Here is an 18,320-nt window from a genome sequence, read left to right on the forward strand (position 1 = left end):
AGAACAAGGTCGAATAGCACAATTGGTTACATATCTCCCGCTCAATTTGAGCAGCTATACTACCAGCAGGTGGCTTAACTTAGTGACGTCCACTTTCTTGACAGAAGAGCAAAATGGGCCTTATTTCTTCTGCGCGCCGGCGCGGCACTAGCTTTAACGCCCAAAAAGGGCGTTAAAGTGCTCTTTCCCCACCGGGCGGCGGCCACGTCCCTCTTCTTGCGCATAGCCATACAATTTCGAGAGATAGCCCGCGTTTCCTTTTTTGTCATCTACGACGCTAGCAAACGACAAAATTAGAGACCTCATGTCGAATAAGGAAATAGGGTGGGTCCATATGAGCAGGACCATAAGCACTTACTAGAGTTCCTGAATCTAGTATTTAATTAAAATAACCATTGGTTAAATACATAGGTTGATTTCATACTCTATTTTGCAGGAGGTTTCCTATTGAAAAATTACACCTCGAAGATGACTAGAGTTTTACTGGCAACGAGTTTAACCGCAGGACTATTTTCAACAGCAGCATTCACTACAACTGCATTCGCAGCAGGATCTGACAACACAGAGGCACTTGAAGCACCGCCAGTCGATTTCAATATCGTTGATGATGACCGATTGGCAAAGGGCTTAATGGACCGAGGTTTGTTAAGTAAAAGCGCTACGCCAGAACAGATCGCCAAAGCTGTCAAATCCTATGTTACGGCAAAGAACAATAAACCCGTTCAATCCAAGGCAGATAGGCAAAATAATGACATCGACCGCAGATCGAAGGAGTTCATTGCAAAGCAAAAGACTAAGCTCATGTCACAACTGAACAAAGGCCATCTAGATTTGAAGAATGGTCTCCCCAATGGCATCCCCATTCCAACGGCCAGACAAGATGACTACAACGGTCCCGTGCGTGAGGATAAAGTCCTCGTTCTTTTGACTGAATTCTCCGATTTCAAACATAACAATGTCAAACAAGAACCTGGTTTCATGTATGCGAAAGATTTTAACCGTGATCATTATCAGAAGCTGATGTTTGGCAATAAAGATTTCACCTTATTTGACGGTTCTAAGATCAAAACCTTTAAACAATACTACGAAGAGCAATCGGGCGGCAGCTATACGGTGGATGGTTATGTCTCCAATTGGTTAACTGTTCCTGGTAAAGCCGTCGAATACGGTGATGATAGCCCTGCTGGCGGTCATGATAATCTAAACCCCAAAGGTCCTCGAGATCTAGTGAAAGATGCCCTGAACGCAGCAGTTGCAACCGGCCTCAACTTAGCTGATTATGACAAGTTTGACCTATATGATTTGGATGGAGACGGTAATCAAAACGAACCCGATGGCCTCGTTGACCACTTGATGATTATTCATGCGGGTACAGGCCAAGAAGCTGGCGGTGGACAATTAGGCGATAATGCCATTTGGTCTCACCGTTGGACGCTGAGCAGTGTATATGCAATTCCAGGCACGACGGCGGGAGTAGATTATTGGGGTGGCCAGATGGCTGCTTATGATTATACGATTCAACCTGAGGATGGCGCTGTCGGGGTATTCGCACATGAGTACGGTCATGACTTAGGTTTACCGGATGAATATGATACCCAGTATTCCGGACAAGGTGAGCCTATTGCCTCTTGGTCCATCATGAGCGGTGGCAGCTGGAACGGTAATATTGCGGGGACAACGCCTAGCTCTTTTTCACCTCAAAATAAAGAGTTCTTCCAGAAAACCATGGGCGGCAATTGGGCCAATGTGACTGAAATTGATGCCTCCGACATTACGAGGCTAGGCAAGGCTGCCATCATTGACCAGAGTGTAACGAAGTCCAAAAATCCAGGTATCGTCAAAGTAACTTTGCCAGATAAAGCTATGGCAGGCATTCAACCAGCGTTCGGGACTAAGTATTATTACAGCACTAAGGGAGATAACCTGCACACCACGCTCTCCACGCCTGAGTTTGATTTAACCCAAGCACGAACGGCTTCGTTTGATTTTAAAACCTTGTATGAGGTCGAATTTGAATATGATTACTTAACGGTTACAGCTTCAACCTACAACGAACAAGTTGTCCTCGATATCATTGGCGATAATGACACGAACGGCGACGCGCGTGCAGAAACATCCAACGGAGCTTGGGTCGATAAGTCCTATGATTTGAGCGCATTTGCAGGTAAAAAGGTAACCCTCCACTTTGACTATGTTACAGATGGCGGGCTTGCCTTGAACGGCTTTGCCATGGATAATGCGAAATTAACCGTAAATGGTCAAACTGCATTCTCTGACGATGCCGAAGGCGCTTCTAAACTTATCTTAGACGGCTTTGTTATCTCGAACGGGACTGAATTTAAGAAGCACTATTACTACTTGGAATGGAGAAACTATGCAGGATCCGACAAAGCTCTCGCTTTCAGCCGAGGTGTCAAATACAATACCGGACTTGTTGTTTGGTACGCGGATGATAGTTATTTGGATAACTGGACTGGCATTCACCCTGGAGAAGGCTTCCTTGGTGTCGTGGATTCTCATGCTGAGGCGATGATTTTTAAGAAAGATGGCCAGGATTCCGTCGCACAAACGACACGTTATCAAGTAGCGGATGCGGCATTCTCTTTGGACAAAACACCGGCATGGTACATTAATAACCCAACGCGTGGTGAGTACACGTATAAATCCTTGCAAGGCGTAGAGGAATTCTCTGATGCAAAAAGATACATCAATACATTAATTCCTGATGCTGGACGTTTGGTGCCAACTTATGGGTTGAAGTTCCGTGTTGTCGGTGAAGCAAAAGATAATTCTGCTGGACTCATCTGGATTCATAAATAATTCTGACAACAAAAGCCTGCAGCAACTGCAGGTTTTTTGTTGTTATATTACTTGGTGCCAACTTATAAGTTAAAGTTCCTATTGTTGGTGAAGCCAAGAATAATTAAAAGTTTGCGCTCATGCAGGCTTTTTTTATTGCTTTTACACATGGATTTCATCTCATATTTTGATTATTTAATTTTGAAATAAAAATTCATAATAAACTAAATTTTTAAAATTTTATTGCAATAGTCACTAATTTTGATTATCATGATAACAAGTTTACGAAATAATCATATTTAAAGGAGGAGAATTTATGTTCAGATTGACAAGGTTTCGAAGGCAAGTTTCTAGCGTGATGTCCCTTGCTGTATTATTGAGCACTTTTTCAGGGACGTATGTAAACGCTTCCCAAATTGGGGGTCCGCCTTCCATTTCTGCTCAATCAGCAAGTGTGATGAGCTCTGCGTACAGCAAAATCGAACTTGCTGCAGCTTCCCTAAAGATTGCACCTAGCACAACACAAACTTATACGCTTACTGCGTACGATTCGGGAGGTGCATCGACTCCGATACCAGCGGATCAAGTTACTTGGACGGCGGACAGCAGCATTGGCACGATTTCGACAAGCGGGGTGCTAACTGCACCAGCGGTGGCAAGCGGGTATGTGCAAGGGTATGTGCATGCGAGTTATGATGGGCTTACGACGTCGACACTGGTGATTGTGGGGAATCCGGTGGCGACTGTTTTTGAGGATTTTGAGAGTACAATGATTAATGGAAAAACTGTCATTAGCTCCAACAGAACAACGACGGTTCCTACAACCGATCCCCCTACGCTGCCAGCCCCAGTAACTTCCTCAGTCGTTAGTACAGTATACAATCCGGTAAAGTATGGCAGCGCTTCTGCCAAGTTGTCCTATGACATGACTGTGAGTCCTACTGGCACTTTCGGGGTTTATGTGAGTTTGCACGATTTAACTTCCCAGCTGCTGGATCGTACTTTCCCAGGAACCCCCAATAAATTAGGGGTCTGGTTCTATGGGGATAATTCCAAACACTACTTACGTGCAAGATTCAGAAATCTCTCGACTTCAGCAGCTTCCACTGTTGACTTCGTTCCAACTGCCACGGGAATTGATTGGACAGGATGGAAATATGTTACGTTAGACATTCCGAGCAATACTAAGTTTATGGATCTGTACGTAGTTGAAATTAGCAATACTAAAAAGAATGCAAGCGCCGTCTACTTCGACCAACTTAGTCTATTTTACACAAACACAACAACATTCAGTCTAGACATTCAAGGTCTCGCACCAATTGAAGTAGGCCAATCAGTAACAGCATCTGTGTACGCTATTAAAAATGGCAGCACAGCTCCTGAAAAAATGACCAGCGGAATCACCTATTTGAGCAGCCAACCTGATATTGCTACGGTTGACAGCACTGGTAAAGTAACAGGTCTCAAGCCAGGGAAAACATCCATTGTAGCGTTTAAGTCAGATACAGATCCTGCCGTCTATGAGGTGACAGTGAGTCCATCTTCTTCACCACCACCTCCTCCACCCGTGGCGATTGTAGCAACGAAGGTAGAGCTTACATCTCCATCGCTCATTGTTGAGCCAAGTGTCACGCAGACGTATACACTAACTGGATACGATGCTAGCGGTAATTCAGTCCAAATTCCAGCCAGTCAAGCGACTTGGAGTGCGGACAGCAGCATCGGCACCATATCCGCCAGCGGAGTATTGACTCCAACAGCGGTAACGAGCGGATTCGTTCACGGTTATGTGCATGCAACCTACAACGGACTTACCGCCGATAATTTTGTACTTGTCGGAAATAAAGTTGCAACGGTTTTTGAGGATTTCGAGAATTTAACGAAGAATGGTGTAACGGCTATTAGCGCAGATAGAACAACTTCGACTGCTCCAGCTGCTCCACCATCTGCCTCAGTCGTTAGCATTGCGAACAGACCGTTAGCTCCCGTCCTTTACGGCAATAGTTCTGCGAAGCTTTCTTATAACATGCTGCTCAGTCCTCCTGGAACTTTTGGCGTGTATGTCAACTTGCATGATTTGACGTCTGGCAGTTTGAATCGTCCGATTCCAGGAACCCCGAAGAAGGTAGGTGTCTGGGTTTACGGAGACGAATCGAATCACTGGCTTCGCGCAAGATTAAGAAACGTAGATACCCCGAGCATTGTCTCCACCATTGATTTTGTACCAACAGCAACAGGGATTGACTGGAAGGGCTGGCGTTATGTAACCGTCGATATTCCGAGCAATTATAAATTTATGGATCTTTATGTCGTGGAAACGAATAATACGAAAAAGAATACTAGTGCTATTTACTACGACCAACTAAGTGTCTTCTATACGAACACGACAACATTTGGCCTAGACATTCAAAGTCTTACACCAATGCAAGTCGGTCAAGCAAGAACCGCACAAGCTTTTATCACCAAAAAAGATAGTACAGCTCCTCAGTTAACCACAAGCGGAGTCACCTATCTGAGCAGCCGTCCAGATGTCGCTACTGTCGATGGCAATGGTCAAGTCACGGCGCTGAAGTCAGGCAAAACGTCGATCATTGCTCTTTATGCCGATGCACAGCCAGCTGTGTATGAACTTACCGTCAGCGACGTGTCGCCTGTCGTGAATACGATTGAATTGTTCGGCGTACCAACGATCGAGGCTGGTAGAACGGATTCCCTGCTGCTGAGAGCCACCTATGCGGGTCAAACGGACAAACCGAACGTTACAACGGATAGCGCTGCAACGATTACAAGCTCTAATACAAATGTAGCTAGTGTGGCAGATGGTAAATTAAGAGCACTTAGCTTAGGTACATCTACGATTACAGCTACGTTCGGGGGGCGAACCACCTCCTACTTAGTAACCGTCGTTGAACCCGTACCCGTGCTTTATAAAATTCAATTAGTGAATATGCATTCACTGACGATTGGCGATACACATGCAGCCAACGTAAATGCCACCTATAACTTACTGGATCAACCGCAAACACCTGTCTCGGTTTCACAGGGAATTACCTATACAACCAGTAAAGATACTGTTGCAACAATCGATGCATCTGGTGTCATAACAGCTGTTAATGTTGGGGTAACGCAAATTACAGCCACACTCGGAAATAAATCAGCGACTTATTCGCTGGTCGTCAATCAAGCTCAAACCGCTCCAAAAAGAGAGATGAGAGCCGCATGGGTTGCAGCCGTTGAGAATATTGACTGGCCGAAGAAAGGTTTCGTTAATGTGGCGCAGCAAAAACAAGACTTCAGAGACCTGTTAGATCGTTTAGCTGCGACTGGCATCAATGCCATTATTACGCAAGTAAGACCGACTTCAGATGCGTTATACCAGTCTACACTTAATCCATGGTCGGAATGGTTAACGGGCACACAAGGTAAGGATCCAGGCTATGATCCACTTGCTTTCATGATTGAAGAAGCTCGCAAGCGCAATATGGAATTCCATGCTTGGTTCAATCCATATCGAATCAGTAATGATGAAAACGAGAACAAATTAGCAGCCAACTCTCCTGCGAAACTGCATCCAGATTGGGTCGTTCACTATGATGGCAAGATGGGCTACAACCCCGGCATTCCAGCTGTAAAGCAATATGTCATCGACAGTGTGATGGAAGTTGTTAAAAACTATGATATCGATGGTGTTCATTTCGACGATTACTTCTATCCCTATCCGGTTACAGGCGTAGATTATCCGGATAGTGCTACCTTTGCACAGTACGGAGGTAATCTCAACTTAGGGGACTGGCGTCGACAAAATGTAGATTCCCTTATCCAAGAGATTTCACAGGAAATTAAACAAGAGAAACCCTATGTCCAATTTGGTATCAGTCCTTTCGGTATCTGGAGGAATAAAACTTCTGTAGCAAATGGCTCCGACACATCTGGAACTGAAAGCTACAACGCCATTTACGCGGATACGCTTAAATGGGTTCAGCAAGGCTGGATTGACTATATTACCCCGCAATTATACTGGAGTATTGGCAACAGTGCTGCCTACGATAAGTTGGTCGAGTGGTGGCAAGAACAAGTAAAAGGTAGACATGTTAACCTGTACACAGGGAATGGCATTTATAAAGTTGGCGTAGATGCCGATTCGAATTGGCTAGATCCTGATCAGATTCCTAATCAGATCAAGTACAATCGTAATTATGCTGATGTGAAAGGTACGATGCTCTTTGGCGCAACCGGCTTACTCAGCAATCCGCTAGGCGTTAAAGACACGTTACAAAATTCGTTATTCCAATATCCTGCCTTATTGCCGCAAATGAGCTGGCTAGATTCGGTTGCTCCTAATGCGCTGCAGACGGTTGCCACACAATCGGTAAGTAATGGCGTACAAGTAAGCTGGAACGATGCGCAAACCGACACCGCATACTATGTCATCTATCGAGCAGAAGGCGAAAATGCGCCAGATATCAATGATCCAGCTTACATCTTTAAGCAAGTTAGAAAGCAGTCCGGCGATGCTCAGTCCTTCGTCGATACAACTGCAGCAGCTTCCGAGACCTACACGTATATCGTGACGGCCGTGGATCGACTTCATAATGAAAGCCCAGCTAGTGAGAGTAAGACAATTACGTATGTTCAGCCGGAAGCAGATCAACAACCAAGTCCGAGTCCAGGAGCAGGTCCAGGCACAGGCGCAGGTACAGCTACGGGTAACGTCCAAGACATTCAACTGTCTGATTTGCAAAGCACGAGCGAAACACAGGTAACGGTAACCGTTAAACCTAATGTGGAGACCATCCAGTTACCGGCTAACACCGCTAGCCTGATCGGCGGCAATAAAGATCTCGTTCTTCAGTTGAATAACTTATCAATTACCATACCTAACTCGGTATTAGCAGCGGCTGAAAGCCTCATTCCGAGCAATGACAGCAAGGCTAAGCTGATCTTCTCAGTGGTCCCTGTTACAGGAGAGCAATTGACCGCCCTAGAGGGGACGAGCGGTGATGCTTATGACGCGAATTTAAAAGCAGCAGCTGTTTATCGCTTAACATTAACGGTTCAAAGTGCAGATGGCACACGTACGGAAATTAAACAATTTGCCAAGCCAATGAGCTTTACCTTTACGATTCCAGAGGGAATCGATGCTGCCAAAGCACAGGTCTACTATATAGCTGACGATGGCCAACTGACCTATGTAGATAGCCGCTTGTCGAGCGACAATAGCAAGCTAACAGCAAATATTTCCCACTTTAGTACGTATGGCGTTTTCGAATTTAACAAATCGTATGAGGATATTGCCAATACACATTGGGCATACAAAGCTGTGGATGAGTTGAGCCGCAAGCTGATTGTAAAAGGAGTGGACGATCAGTCCTTCGGTCCAGAACGCAGTGTCACGCGTGCTGAATTCGCTGCCCTCTTAGTAAGAGCACTAGGCTTAAAAGAAGCCTCAACCACTTCTTTTCAAGATGTGCAAGCTTCCGATTGGTTTGCTAAAGAAGTTGCTACTGCTCTTCAAGCAGGGATCGTTACAGGAATGACCGATACGATGTTTAATCCTAATGGTACGGTCAGTCGTGAACAGATGGCGACGATGCTTGTGAGAGCTTATCTCCTTCAGCACCCCAATGTAAACGTACAAACGGGCGAGGCAACATTCACGGATTTCTCGAGCGTACAAGAGTGGGCTAAGATATTCGTCAATCAAGCTGCTGGACTAGGTTTGGTTACGGGACGTGAAGAGAACGTATTTGCACCTGCGGCCATCTTAAATCGTGCCGAAAGTGCACAAGCTATATTTAACTTACTTCATCTAAAATAACAAAATTAAAAACCACCCTTATCGCAGTCATGGGATATGAAATCCAACGACGTGCATAAGGGTGGTTTTTTACAATTGTGCAATCCCTGTATTTCTCTTTGACTCTTTAGAGGCAACATATAACCTTTAAATACCTCCTATTATCTCCCTCTATCTTCCATTTCCTCGGTTGTCAATAACGGAGTCGTCTGCTACTCTGTGGATAACAACTACATGGAAGAAGGCTACCCCATGCTGAATCGGAGTGTTACACTCACGGAAACGCAGCGCTTTTTGCTTCGAAATGTCTCCATCATCGTGCTCGGTCTCTTCATTAACCAAATGCTGCAAACTGTGGGAAGCATTGTTCTAGCTCGTGTGCTGGACGATCCCACCAAATTCGGTCAAGTGAATCTGTTGCTGCAAATTTTCGGAATGGCCTCCTTATTTCTCAATGTGGGCTTCAACTCTTCCTTGATTTATACTTTTTCAAGAAAACCCTTGCAAGCCGTACAGACCAATTTTCGTGTTGCCTTCTTTGGAAGCTCGCTTTTCGGGATTATTTTCGGACTAATCCTAGCGTTGCTAGCGCCATTCTTAGCCCATTATTATCAACTGCCTGAGCTAAAAGGCGCCTTGACCCTAAGTTCAATCATGTTCATGTTCAACTCCATGATTAATATCGGCGTCGCATCCTTCTCCGGGAATCGTGATTTCGCTGTTCAAGCCTTCTTCATGGTCATCACCACAACCCTCTCTACCTCGGGTATGGTACTTGGCGTCATATGGCCCCTTGGCCAATTGAACCTTCTTGAAAATATAGCGATATGGATGAGCGTGGGAGCGATTCTGACTGCTCTTTTTATTGCATGGAAAGTTGAACGTGTGCATAGTCCAAAATGGCTCGGGAACATCCCCCTCCAAGAGGTGCGGATCATGATGGCATACGGTATTCCTTCTTGGGCCGGAAACATTGCCAAAGCGTTTCAACAACCCTTTTTGGTCATGATGGTCGGTTCCAGTTCGGTTGTCGCTGTCGGTTATTTATCCAATGGGTTTCGAATAACAGGATTTATCGGCATTATTACGTGGGCGTTCATGATCGTCACTTTTCCATTCGTGGCGGAGAGCGCGCAAGATAAGAAGGAAAGCCAACACCGTGGGACAAGCTGTGTTCGGTATAATAACATTTTTCTATATCCAATGACAGCGGTCATCTGCTTATATCCAGATCAAATTAACGGTTTTCTATTCGGTGAGAGCTTCAATACTGGAGACTCAGCCGTATATATTCGATTAATGGCGTTAGGCGTCTTATTCTCCTCCGTGGGTCGGCTTGGCGGAAGCATTCTAGCTGGTATTGGAAAAACAAAAGCGAATTTCTGGGTCATGATCGTGGCCGGCTTGTTCGTCGTTGCGATCGTTCCCTTCATTGCCGCTGAAAGCCCTGTCTTAGCCGTATGGATTTACACCGGAGGATGGGCGGTCTCCGCGATCGCGATGATTGGATTTTTCTATTATGAAAAATTCCCTCTGAATTGGTGGAAAGCTTATGGAGAGCCACTTTTACCGACACTAGGCATGATAACCATTATGCAAATTGGAGTGTTTGCACCAGCTTGGTATCCCCTTTTCATCGTTGGCGGTCTACTTTGTCTACTAGCACTATCGATCGTGATCGAAAAGCGTGCCGCAACAGATATACATAAGCTGGATGCCCGCCAATTGTAGGCTGGAAACGAACATGCAATTTCAAGTAACGTTATGCCGTAACGCTATTTGTTCCACATAGCATGTTCTAAGGAAAAATAGCACTTCGAGATAACGCTATTTCAATCAAAATGAGTGAAATCCGGCCTTTCCGGGCCAAATAACGCTATGTCATAGCGCTAATCTCCAGATTTCTCTGCTGGACACCGAAATAGGATGGTTTTATAACGCTATTGTGATAAGGAGCCCCATTGAAAAAAAAGCACTTCAAAGGCAACCCACTGCCTTGAAGTGCTTTTTCTACTTATATCGTATACGCATATTTGTCGGTCGCTGCTATTTCTGCTAGGGCCGAATTCTGCTCCTTAACCAGAATGCGATCCAGTATCAATTGCTCGAAATACGCAAACCCGCTGTCCCGTACACGAGGGCGTGGCAGTGTGATTTTAACATCAAGGGCAATCTGCCCTTCCTCGATCAAAATGACGCGATCAGCCAATTGAACGGCTTCCGAGACATCATGCGTAACGAGCAGCGCCGTAAACTTCTGGAGATACCAGAGCCGCTCAATCAACTGTTGCATCTCGATGCGTGTCAGCGCATCCAGCGCCCCAAGCGGCTCATCCAACAGCAGCAATCGAGGCTGCCCTGCCAATGCACGGGCCAAAGCAACGCGTTGGCGTTGCCCCCCTGACAGCACCCCCGGCCATTCATTCGTTCTGTCGGATAGCCCCACCTGTGCCAGAACCTGCTCTGCTCTCACACGCGAGCCATCCTTCACACCAACCTGAACATTCGCGAGCACGCGGTTCCACGGAAGTAGGCGAGCATCCTGAAACAACACACGCGTATCGGAGTGGATGCCCTTCAGCTGCTGGCCGTCGACTTCGATTTGCCCGCTCGAGGGCTTATCCAGCCCAGCAATTAAGCGCAGCAGGGTACTTTTGCCACAGCCGCTGCGTCCAACAATCGCAATGAACTCACCAGGCGCTGCATCCAGATCGACCCCTTGCAGCACTTGCTTTTGACCAAACACCTTCGCAGCCTGCTTCACTTGTAAGTGAATCCCCTTATTCCCTGCCATCGTGCTCACTCTCCTTTATGGTTTTAAGAAATTGGGATGCCACTGAAGCCAAGCGCGTTCCAACACCTTGGCGATATAGTCAGATATTTTACCGAGCAAAGCATACACAATAATACTTAAAATAACGACATCCATCTGTAGAAACTCCCGAGCATTCATCGCCATGTAACCAATCCCTGAGCTAGACGAAATCGTTTCGGCTACGATCAAAGTTATCCACATAATACCTAGTGAAAAACGAACCCCGACCAAAATCGAAGGTAATGCACCAGGAATTATGATTTTACGAAATAAATGAAAATGGCGAAGTCCATACACTCGACCCATTTCAATTAAACCTGGATCCACGGATCGAATGCCATGGAAGGTATTTAAATAAATCGGAAAAAACACGCCTAGAGCAACTAGGAAAATCTTACCTTCTTCACCGATACCAAACCAAAGGATAACTAACGGAATCATTGCCAGATGAGGAATATTCCGCAGCATTTGTACGGATGTGTCAGTTAGTTTTTCAAGAATAGGAAAGAGTCCATTAATTAAACCCAAAACAAATCCGATGCCACCACCAATGGCAAAACCGATGAAAGCGCGTTTGGAGCTGGAACCAATATACGTGAATAAGGTCCCTTTCTCTGCCAAATGAACGCCAGCTGCGAAGACAGCTGACGGTGTAGATAAGATTCTGGTGGAGATGACCCCGAGCTGCCCTAATAACTGCCATAACGCAATAAGTACAATGGGAAGTGCCCACGGGAGCAGTTGTTTAACCAGAGACTTTGACAGGTTGGTTGTCATCGGACCGAACCCCCTTTGCTGGCTTCGGCAATTCCGTATTGGCAATGAGCTCTCCGAACGGACTTACGTAATTCGCAGATGTGCTTGCCTTTTTCCCATTCGTCTTCAAAGGCAAATGCGGGAATAACAGCTCCGCTGTCCGATAAGCCTCCTCCAAGTGTGGGTACCCAGAGAAGATGAACGTCTCAATGCCTAGCTCCGCATACTCTTTCATGCGCGTGGCAACCGTCTCCGGATCGCCAACTAAGGCCGTTCCAGCACCTCCGCGCACAAGACCGATGCCCGCCCATAGATTAGGGCTAATCTCGAGCTTTGTCCGATCACCCTTATGCAGCTCTGCCATGCGGCGTTGACCGACGGAATCCATACTTGCAAATATTTTTTGTGCAGAAGCAATTGTCTCATCGTCCAAATGGGAAATTAAACGGTTCGCATCCGCCCAAGCTTCCTCTGACGTTTCACGAATGATGACATGCAGGCGTATGCCAAATTTCACGGTACGGCCACGCTTAGCTGCGGCTTCGCGAACCGTTTTGATTTTCTCGGCTACCTGAGCTGGCGGTTCCCCCCACGTCAAGTACACATCAACATGATCCGCTGCTACTTCAATCCCTGCCGGTGAAGATCCACCGAAATAAATAGGCGGATATGGCGCTTGGATCGGCGGATATACAATCTTCCCGCCCTTAACTTGCAGATGTTTGCCTTCAAAATCGACTTGTTCACCCGCAAGCTCTTTGCGCCAAATGTGCAGGAATTCGTCCGTCAACTCATATCGTTCATCGTGCTTCAAGAAAAGCCCTTCCGCTTCAAGCTCCTTCGGATCTCCTCCTGTCACGACGTTGATCAGCAAGCGACCATCCGATAACCGATCGAAGGTGGAAGCCATTCTGGCAGAAAGGGTTGGTGACATCAAGCCTGGTCTGACCGCGACTAGAAATTTAAGCCGCTCGGTCACAGGAATCAAGGAAGACGCCGTAACCCATGCATCCTCGCAGGATCTGCCTGTCGGCAGTAGAACGCCGCCATAGCCTAGTTGATCCGCTGCTTGCGCTATCTGCTTCATATAGCCATAATCTACGGCGCGAGCCCCTTTCGTTGTTCCAATGTATCTGCTGTCTCCGTGTGTCGGAATGAACCAGAATACTTCCATCTTCATCGTCTCCCTTATTCATTATGAGTAGCTCGAACCTATTTCGTAGCTGGCAATACCGCATCCTTGACTTTAATTTCTTTCGGAATCAGGCCAAGTTTGAAAAAGGTATCGGCAATTTTCTGTTGTTCATTAATCAACGCATCATCAATCGGCAGTATGCCGTACGCTCTGCGTTTTGCAGCACGCTCCAGGGAAGGTACATCAATTCCTAACTGCGGGGACAACGTCTCCGCCAGCTCTTTCGGATGATCTTTGGACCATACATCTACTTTTGCCAATTGATCCAATATCGTTTTGACCGTATCTTTATTATTTTCTGCATAAGTGCGAGTAGCTAAATAAAATTCATGGTTAGCAACGGTGTCCTTGCCGTCAGCCAAAATCTTAGCTTTGGCAGAAGTTTCTGCTGCCGCGAAGAACGGATCCCAGATTACCCAAGCATCGACACTGCCTTTCTCAAATGCGGCTCTAGCATCAGCCGGAGGAAGAAATGCTACTTCAATATCCTCATATTTCAAACCAGCTTTTTCAAGCTGCTTCACTAACAGATAGTGCACGTTAGATCCTTTGTTTAACGCAACCTTCTTCCCTTTCAGCTCGGCAACGGATTTAATCGTTGATTTCTCTGGAATCAGAATCGCCTCGCTCGCTGGGCTTGCTGGTTCATGCCCTAAGTAAACGAGCGGCGTACCTGCCGCTTGTGCAAAAATCGGCGGTGCCTCACCGGTATGCCCGACATCGATACTGCCAACATTCATCGCTTCTAGCAGCTGGGGTCCTCCAGGAAACTCGGTCCATTGAATCGTAATCCCTTTTTCTTTCAACGCTTTATCTAGTTCCCCGTTCGCTTTCAAGAAGTTCACGGTGCCATATTTCTGATAGCCGATGCGAAGTGTCGTGCTTTTTCCTTTTCCCTCATCGGCTTTCGCCGTTGACGTTGGTGCCTTTGTGTCCGCTGCGCCCGTTGTCGACTTGGAATCTGCTCCGCAACCGCTCAACACCGTCACTAGCACAGTGGATAAAACGAAACTCATGATTAGATTTTTCTTCATGATAAAGCCCCCCTTATTTATGTTGTATGTGTGTAAAGCGCGCATCGAAAGGATACAAAAAAGAGACACAGCTCTCCCTAGTGGAAGTTTCGCTTGTGTCTCCGGTGGTCCGGTCGATACATTATTATTCTGATAAGATTACTCGGTTTTAATTTACCAATAATTTTCTTATCCGTCAATCATTATTTTAAACGAGGCGCGCCTTATTTAATCGCTCCCGCTGATATGATATCAACTTTAGGTGTAATCGCCACTGTGGCCTTTGCGAATGCGGCTGGCCAATTGTCTTGCACCTGTTTCCATGCTGTATATTCATAGGCTCTAGCATATAACCCATAGCCGAACGGATCAATCGAATTGGCCTGGCACTTTTCGATAAGCAGTGTAAACTCTCGCTTAAGTTCCGCCGCGATAATCTCTTCCAATTCTTTCTGTTGGTTCATGATATCTACGTTAAAGTCACGAGAGGTCAGGTCTACTGCCATCTTTATCCCAATAGCAAATTCGAAACCGTTTTGCTCATTCATCGCGATTTTAACCTTCGTTTTGATCTTCTTTAAATTCACGGTAATCATATGATCACTTTCATCATTGATTTGCAGCGTCTCGGGCACAGGGATGGAGAGAGAGACTTCTCCCTTAGCTTGTTTTTGCAAGATCATCATTATGGCACTTTCTTGCAAACCAATCGAAGTCGCATAGGAGCCGTCTTTATGCAGTAAGCTTATTCCCGTGACACGGATCTTATCGTTATCCAGTTTGACATTTGAAAGCGATGGCGTTGTCCCCTTCTCAATCATTTGCCAAGTCAATTTTTGAAGCGTTGTGGATGTCGTGATAATCCGCTTACTCGCCGTATCCACCAGTTTTCTCATGTGAAGGGATAGTCGTGGCTTGTCTGCTGGTTTAAAGCTGAATATCTCCTTTATAGGACCATCCACCATAATGATTCGCGGAGTTACGGTTTGTTTGGGATCGCGAATGAAAACATCGAACAATTGAAACCAATCTTTTCTTTCTTGAAGCAGGCGCTTACTAAGCAGAATAGTTTGAATTTTACCACCATTGGTCATGCCAGTCGCAATGGCATCGAATTTTGAGCGAGATTCTCGTATGGAGGTGACTTTTACGCTAATTGATTCTGATTTCTCTTTCGCCTCTTTATAAAAGACAGGACTTTGCTGCAAGATGATTAGATTATTATTTTCATCCAAATCGATACCGAACATCAGCGTCAGCGAGGAATCCTCTAAGGCCATTTGATCATAGCATCCAGGTGAGATCACCAGACATAGGGCAATGAATAGTAGTTTTACTAGACGTTTCATAACGAAGCCCCCTTGCGAAGCTTTCTGATTAGGGCGGTATAGGGCCATAACAAACAAGGAAATGCAAATGCGAATAGGATTCCTGTCATACCTGACCATTCCGTTAATTGCAGCGCTTTATTATAGTTAGGGGAGTAGAAAAATGCAGCAAGCAGGAAACAAAAGAGATAGATTCTTACAGCTGGTCTATGATCCTTTTTACCTCGAATCAGACTTGTGCCCAACGATGCGTAATACAAATTTAGAATCCAAATTCTTGAAAGTACAAACAAATATGCAACGGTCAATATGACCTCAAAACGCTCAAGAAAGCGTAATTCTATTGATTTTAACAACCGAAGTGGAGGCCAATTATAATTGGTAATGCCATAGGGGGAAAAATAGAGAAAACAGACGATAACCGCAATTAAATAGACAAACAACGTCAATGTATTGGCTATGAGCACTCCTTTTATGGCCTTTTCTTTGGGTTTTAAGAAGGGGTACAAAATGAAAATGCTCTCGAAGCCCTGGAAAGATAGGGAGGTTGTCTTTACGCCAGCCAACACAGGGCTCCATCCCTCTTTTAGAACCGGCAGCAAATTTAACCAAATACTCTGGCTTAACTCCGCAATAAAAAGCGGAAATAACCATAACAAGCCCCAAAAGGTTAACTGCGCATATCTGCCTAGGACGCGAAGATGATTCTTGGCAATCGTATAGATTGGGAGACTAATCGCAGCCGCAAGCAAATAAATAGGCGTCTTCGGTAATAACGTAAGATGGACGATGTGAAGGGAAGCGAATGCGCTTGAACCAAAAGCCAAAAGAAAATAACCAATGATTAAGAGATTTAACAGCTTTCCTAACCACTTGCCAAAATAGCGGGGCAGCAAGTCATATAACGTATCATCTGGATGTTGTTTCATAATTTGAATGATAATCACACTGATGAGGACCGTAATGATCCAGCCGATAAAAAGTGAGATCCACCCATCCGTTCCCGAGACCTTAGCCAAGTCCGCAGGCAGTGTAAGTACACCTACCCCCAATTGCGCGCCGTGAACTAGAAAAATGAATTGCATGAGCGTAATATCATTGAATGCATATTTGTTCATTCACGGTCACCACCGGGAGGATTTGAATCTTGCCGTATTGATTGCGTAGGCCTTGCGCTTAAAGGACGCTTATTCAATTTCCAGATAGGAAAGCGTACAATCGCATCTTTCCAATCCGCAAAACGGAGAGGGCTCAGGGGGCTGAAATATGGCGTTCCCAACGATTCTAAGGCAATTAAATGGCCTATGATCACCATCGTGCCAATACCGACGCCCACAAGACCCAGAAATGAAGCCAGAAGCATCATTGGAAATCGAATTAATCGGACGGTACCAGACATATCGCTATTCGGAATAATGTAAGAGGATAGTCCTGTCAAGGAGACAACGATTACCATGATGTTACTCACGATGCCTGCCTGAACAGTCGCTTGACCGATGACGATAGCCCCAAGTATACCGACAGTCTGCCCTATTGGAGCCGGTAATCGAATACCTGCTTCTTTCAACATTTCCAGTGTGATCTCCATAATTAATGCCTCCATGAGAGGAGAAAAAGGAACACTAGCCCTAGACTCACCGACGGACAGCAGCAATTGCAAGGGAATCACTTCGAAATTAAAAGAGATAACGGCAATATATATGGCAGGTAACATAATCGCTATGAAAAAAGCAATAAATCGCAGCAAACGCATGAACGTAGCAACTTGCCATCCCATCGTATAGTCGTCAATATTTTGAAAAAAAGTAACAAAAGAAGCTGGTCCCATCATGACGCCCGGAGATCCTTCCAGCACGACAGCGATTCTGCCTTCCAGGATATTGGGAGCAACAACATCAGGTCTTTCCGTCGTAAGAAACTGTGGGAAAGGCGAGTAGGTATTGTCCTCGATCAGTTCCTCCAGCTCCCCCATACTGTTGACAGAATCGATATTGATTTGTCTAATCCGGTCCTCAAATTCCTGGAGAACTTCGGGGTTTGCGACATCCGCCAGATAGAGCAGGTAAGCCCTCACCATTCCTCTTTGGCCGATAATGATTTCCTTCATTTTCAACTCATCATTGGGAATAAGATTTCGAATTAAGGCGATATTCGTACTCGCTGTTTCATTAAAACCTTGATGGGCGCCTTTAATTGACATTTCCGTTTTGGGGTCTTGGATAGGCCTTTGTGGAAAATTACTCGTATCCAGCACTTCAACTACTGTATGACCCTCTTGAAATAACACGCTTTTACCCTGCATAACAGCCTGTTTGACTACCGGCCAATCCGTAGCTTGACTGATGTTGCCAATCGTCACAAGGTGCCCTATGGTTGTAGGCTCTGTTCCCTCATGCATAAGCGGGTAGAGAATGTTGTTATGTATCATTTCCCGGTCAGATATGGTATCCAAATAGACGAGAATAGCCAGTAATTTGGAGGATTTGATTGGAAACTCGCGAATGATAAGGTCGGGATATTCGGTTAACATCGACTGAAGGATGGACAGTGTGTCTGATAAATTCGGTTGAATTTGCATCTTCTCTTGTAATTTAGGATTAGAATTAGAACCCATTGT

The 18,320-nt window shown here is 45.6% G+C and carries 10 protein-coding genes; 3 read left to right on the top strand and 7 right to left on the bottom strand.

What is annotated here, in order from left to right; genetic code table 11:
- Positions 1-468 precede the first annotated feature (468 nt).
- The 3 genes from AC58QT_RS31120 to AC58QT_RS31130 all read left to right on the top strand — a co-directional run bounded on the left by AC58QT_RS31120 (position 469) and on the right by AC58QT_RS31130 (position 10,327).
- Positions 469-2,820, top strand: coding sequence for an immune inhibitor A domain-containing protein (locus tag AC58QT_RS31120; protein WP_497412451.1), 2,352 nt, complete (start codon positions 469-471; stop codon positions 2,818-2,820).
- Positions 2,821-3,115: 295 nt separating this feature from the next.
- Positions 3,116-8,617: a family 10 glycosylhydrolase gene (locus AC58QT_RS31125; protein ID WP_497412386.1), complete on the top strand. Its 5,502-nt coding sequence runs from the start codon at positions 3,116-3,118 to the stop codon at positions 8,615-8,617.
- A gap of 231 nt (positions 8,618-8,848) precedes the next feature.
- Positions 8,849-10,327: an oligosaccharide flippase family protein gene (locus AC58QT_RS31130; protein ID WP_497412387.1), complete on the top strand. Its 1,479-nt coding sequence runs from the start codon at positions 8,849-8,851 to the stop codon at positions 10,325-10,327.
- Between the two features lie 283 nt (positions 10,328-10,610).
- Here AC58QT_RS31130 and AC58QT_RS31135 read toward each other — a convergent pair whose 3' ends face one another.
- From AC58QT_RS31135 to AC58QT_RS31165, 7 genes are all read right to left on the bottom strand, one after another.
- Positions 10,611-11,390, bottom strand: coding sequence for an ATP-binding cassette domain-containing protein (locus AC58QT_RS31135; protein ID WP_497412388.1), 780 nt, complete (start codon positions 11,388-11,390; stop codon positions 10,611-10,613).
- A 15-nt stretch (positions 11,391-11,405) separates the two neighbouring features.
- Positions 11,406-12,188 (bottom strand): aliphatic sulfonate ABC transporter permease SsuC, encoded by a 783-nt coding sequence (gene ssuC, locus AC58QT_RS31140; protein WP_497412389.1) that lies wholly within the window; start codon positions 12,186-12,188, stop codon positions 11,406-11,408.
- Positions 12,157-13,341, bottom strand: a complete 1,185-nt coding sequence (gene ssuD, locus AC58QT_RS31145; RefSeq protein WP_497412390.1) for an FMNH2-dependent alkanesulfonate monooxygenase — start codon at positions 13,339-13,341, stop codon at positions 12,157-12,159. The genes ssuC and ssuD overlap by 32 nt, the downstream gene beginning before the upstream one ends.
- Positions 13,342-13,379: 38 nt before the next feature.
- On the bottom strand, positions 13,380-14,396 hold the full coding sequence (locus tag AC58QT_RS31150) for a sulfonate ABC transporter substrate-binding protein (RefSeq protein WP_497412391.1): 1,017 nt from the start codon (positions 14,394-14,396) through the stop codon (positions 13,380-13,382).
- Positions 14,397-14,599: 203 nt separating this feature from the next.
- Positions 14,600-15,724: a Ger(x)C family spore germination protein gene (locus AC58QT_RS31155; RefSeq protein ID WP_497412392.1), complete on the bottom strand. Its 1,125-nt coding sequence runs from the start codon at positions 15,722-15,724 to the stop codon at positions 14,600-14,602.
- The gene (locus AC58QT_RS31160; RefSeq protein WP_497412393.1) at positions 15,721-16,821 is read right to left on the bottom strand and encodes a GerAB/ArcD/ProY family transporter; all 1,101 of its coding nucleotides are present in this window, start codon (positions 16,819-16,821) and stop codon (positions 15,721-15,723) included. Before AC58QT_RS31160 ends, AC58QT_RS31155 begins: the two co-directional genes overlap by 4 nt.
- A complete protein-coding gene (locus AC58QT_RS31165) occupies positions 16,818-18,317 on the bottom strand; it encodes a spore germination protein (RefSeq protein ID WP_497412394.1) in 1,500 nt (499 codons plus the stop codon). Before AC58QT_RS31165 ends, AC58QT_RS31160 begins: the two co-directional genes overlap by 4 nt.
- Between the last annotated feature and the right edge of the window lie 3 nt (positions 18,318-18,320).

This window comes from Paenibacillus sp. J31R109 (assembly GCF_059692055.1).

Bases quoted from the DNA above. Each gene is read 5' to 3' on its own strand.
- AC58QT_RS31120 (WP_497412451.1), top strand. From the start codon at position 469: ATGACTAGAGTTTTACTGGCAACGAGTTTAACCGCAGGACTATTTTCA.
- ssuC (WP_497412389.1), bottom strand. From the start codon at position 12,188: ATGACAACCAACCTGTCAAAGTCTCTGGTTAAACAACTGCTCCCGTGG.
- AC58QT_RS31165 (WP_497412394.1), bottom strand. From the start codon at position 18,317: ATGGGTTCTAATTCTAATCCTAAATTACAAGAGAAGATGCAAATTCAA.
- AC58QT_RS31155 (WP_497412392.1), bottom strand. From the start codon at position 15,724: ATGAAACGTCTAGTAAAACTACTATTCATTGCCCTATGTCTGGTGATC.
- AC58QT_RS31160 (WP_497412393.1), bottom strand. From the start codon at position 16,821: ATGAACAAATATGCATTCAATGATATTACGCTCATGCAATTCATTTTT.
- AC58QT_RS31150 (WP_497412391.1), bottom strand. From the start codon at position 14,396: ATGAAGAAAAATCTAATCATGAGTTTCGTTTTATCCACTGTGCTAGTG.
- AC58QT_RS31135 (WP_497412388.1), bottom strand. From the start codon at position 11,390: ATGGCAGGGAATAAGGGGATTCACTTACAAGTGAAGCAGGCTGCGAAG.
- ssuD (WP_497412390.1), bottom strand. From the start codon at position 13,341: ATGGAAGTATTCTGGTTCATTCCGACACACGGAGACAGCAGATACATT.
- AC58QT_RS31125 (WP_497412386.1), top strand. From the start codon at position 3,116: ATGTTCAGATTGACAAGGTTTCGAAGGCAAGTTTCTAGCGTGATGTCC.
- AC58QT_RS31130 (WP_497412387.1), top strand. From the start codon at position 8,849: ATGCTGAATCGGAGTGTTACACTCACGGAAACGCAGCGCTTTTTGCTT.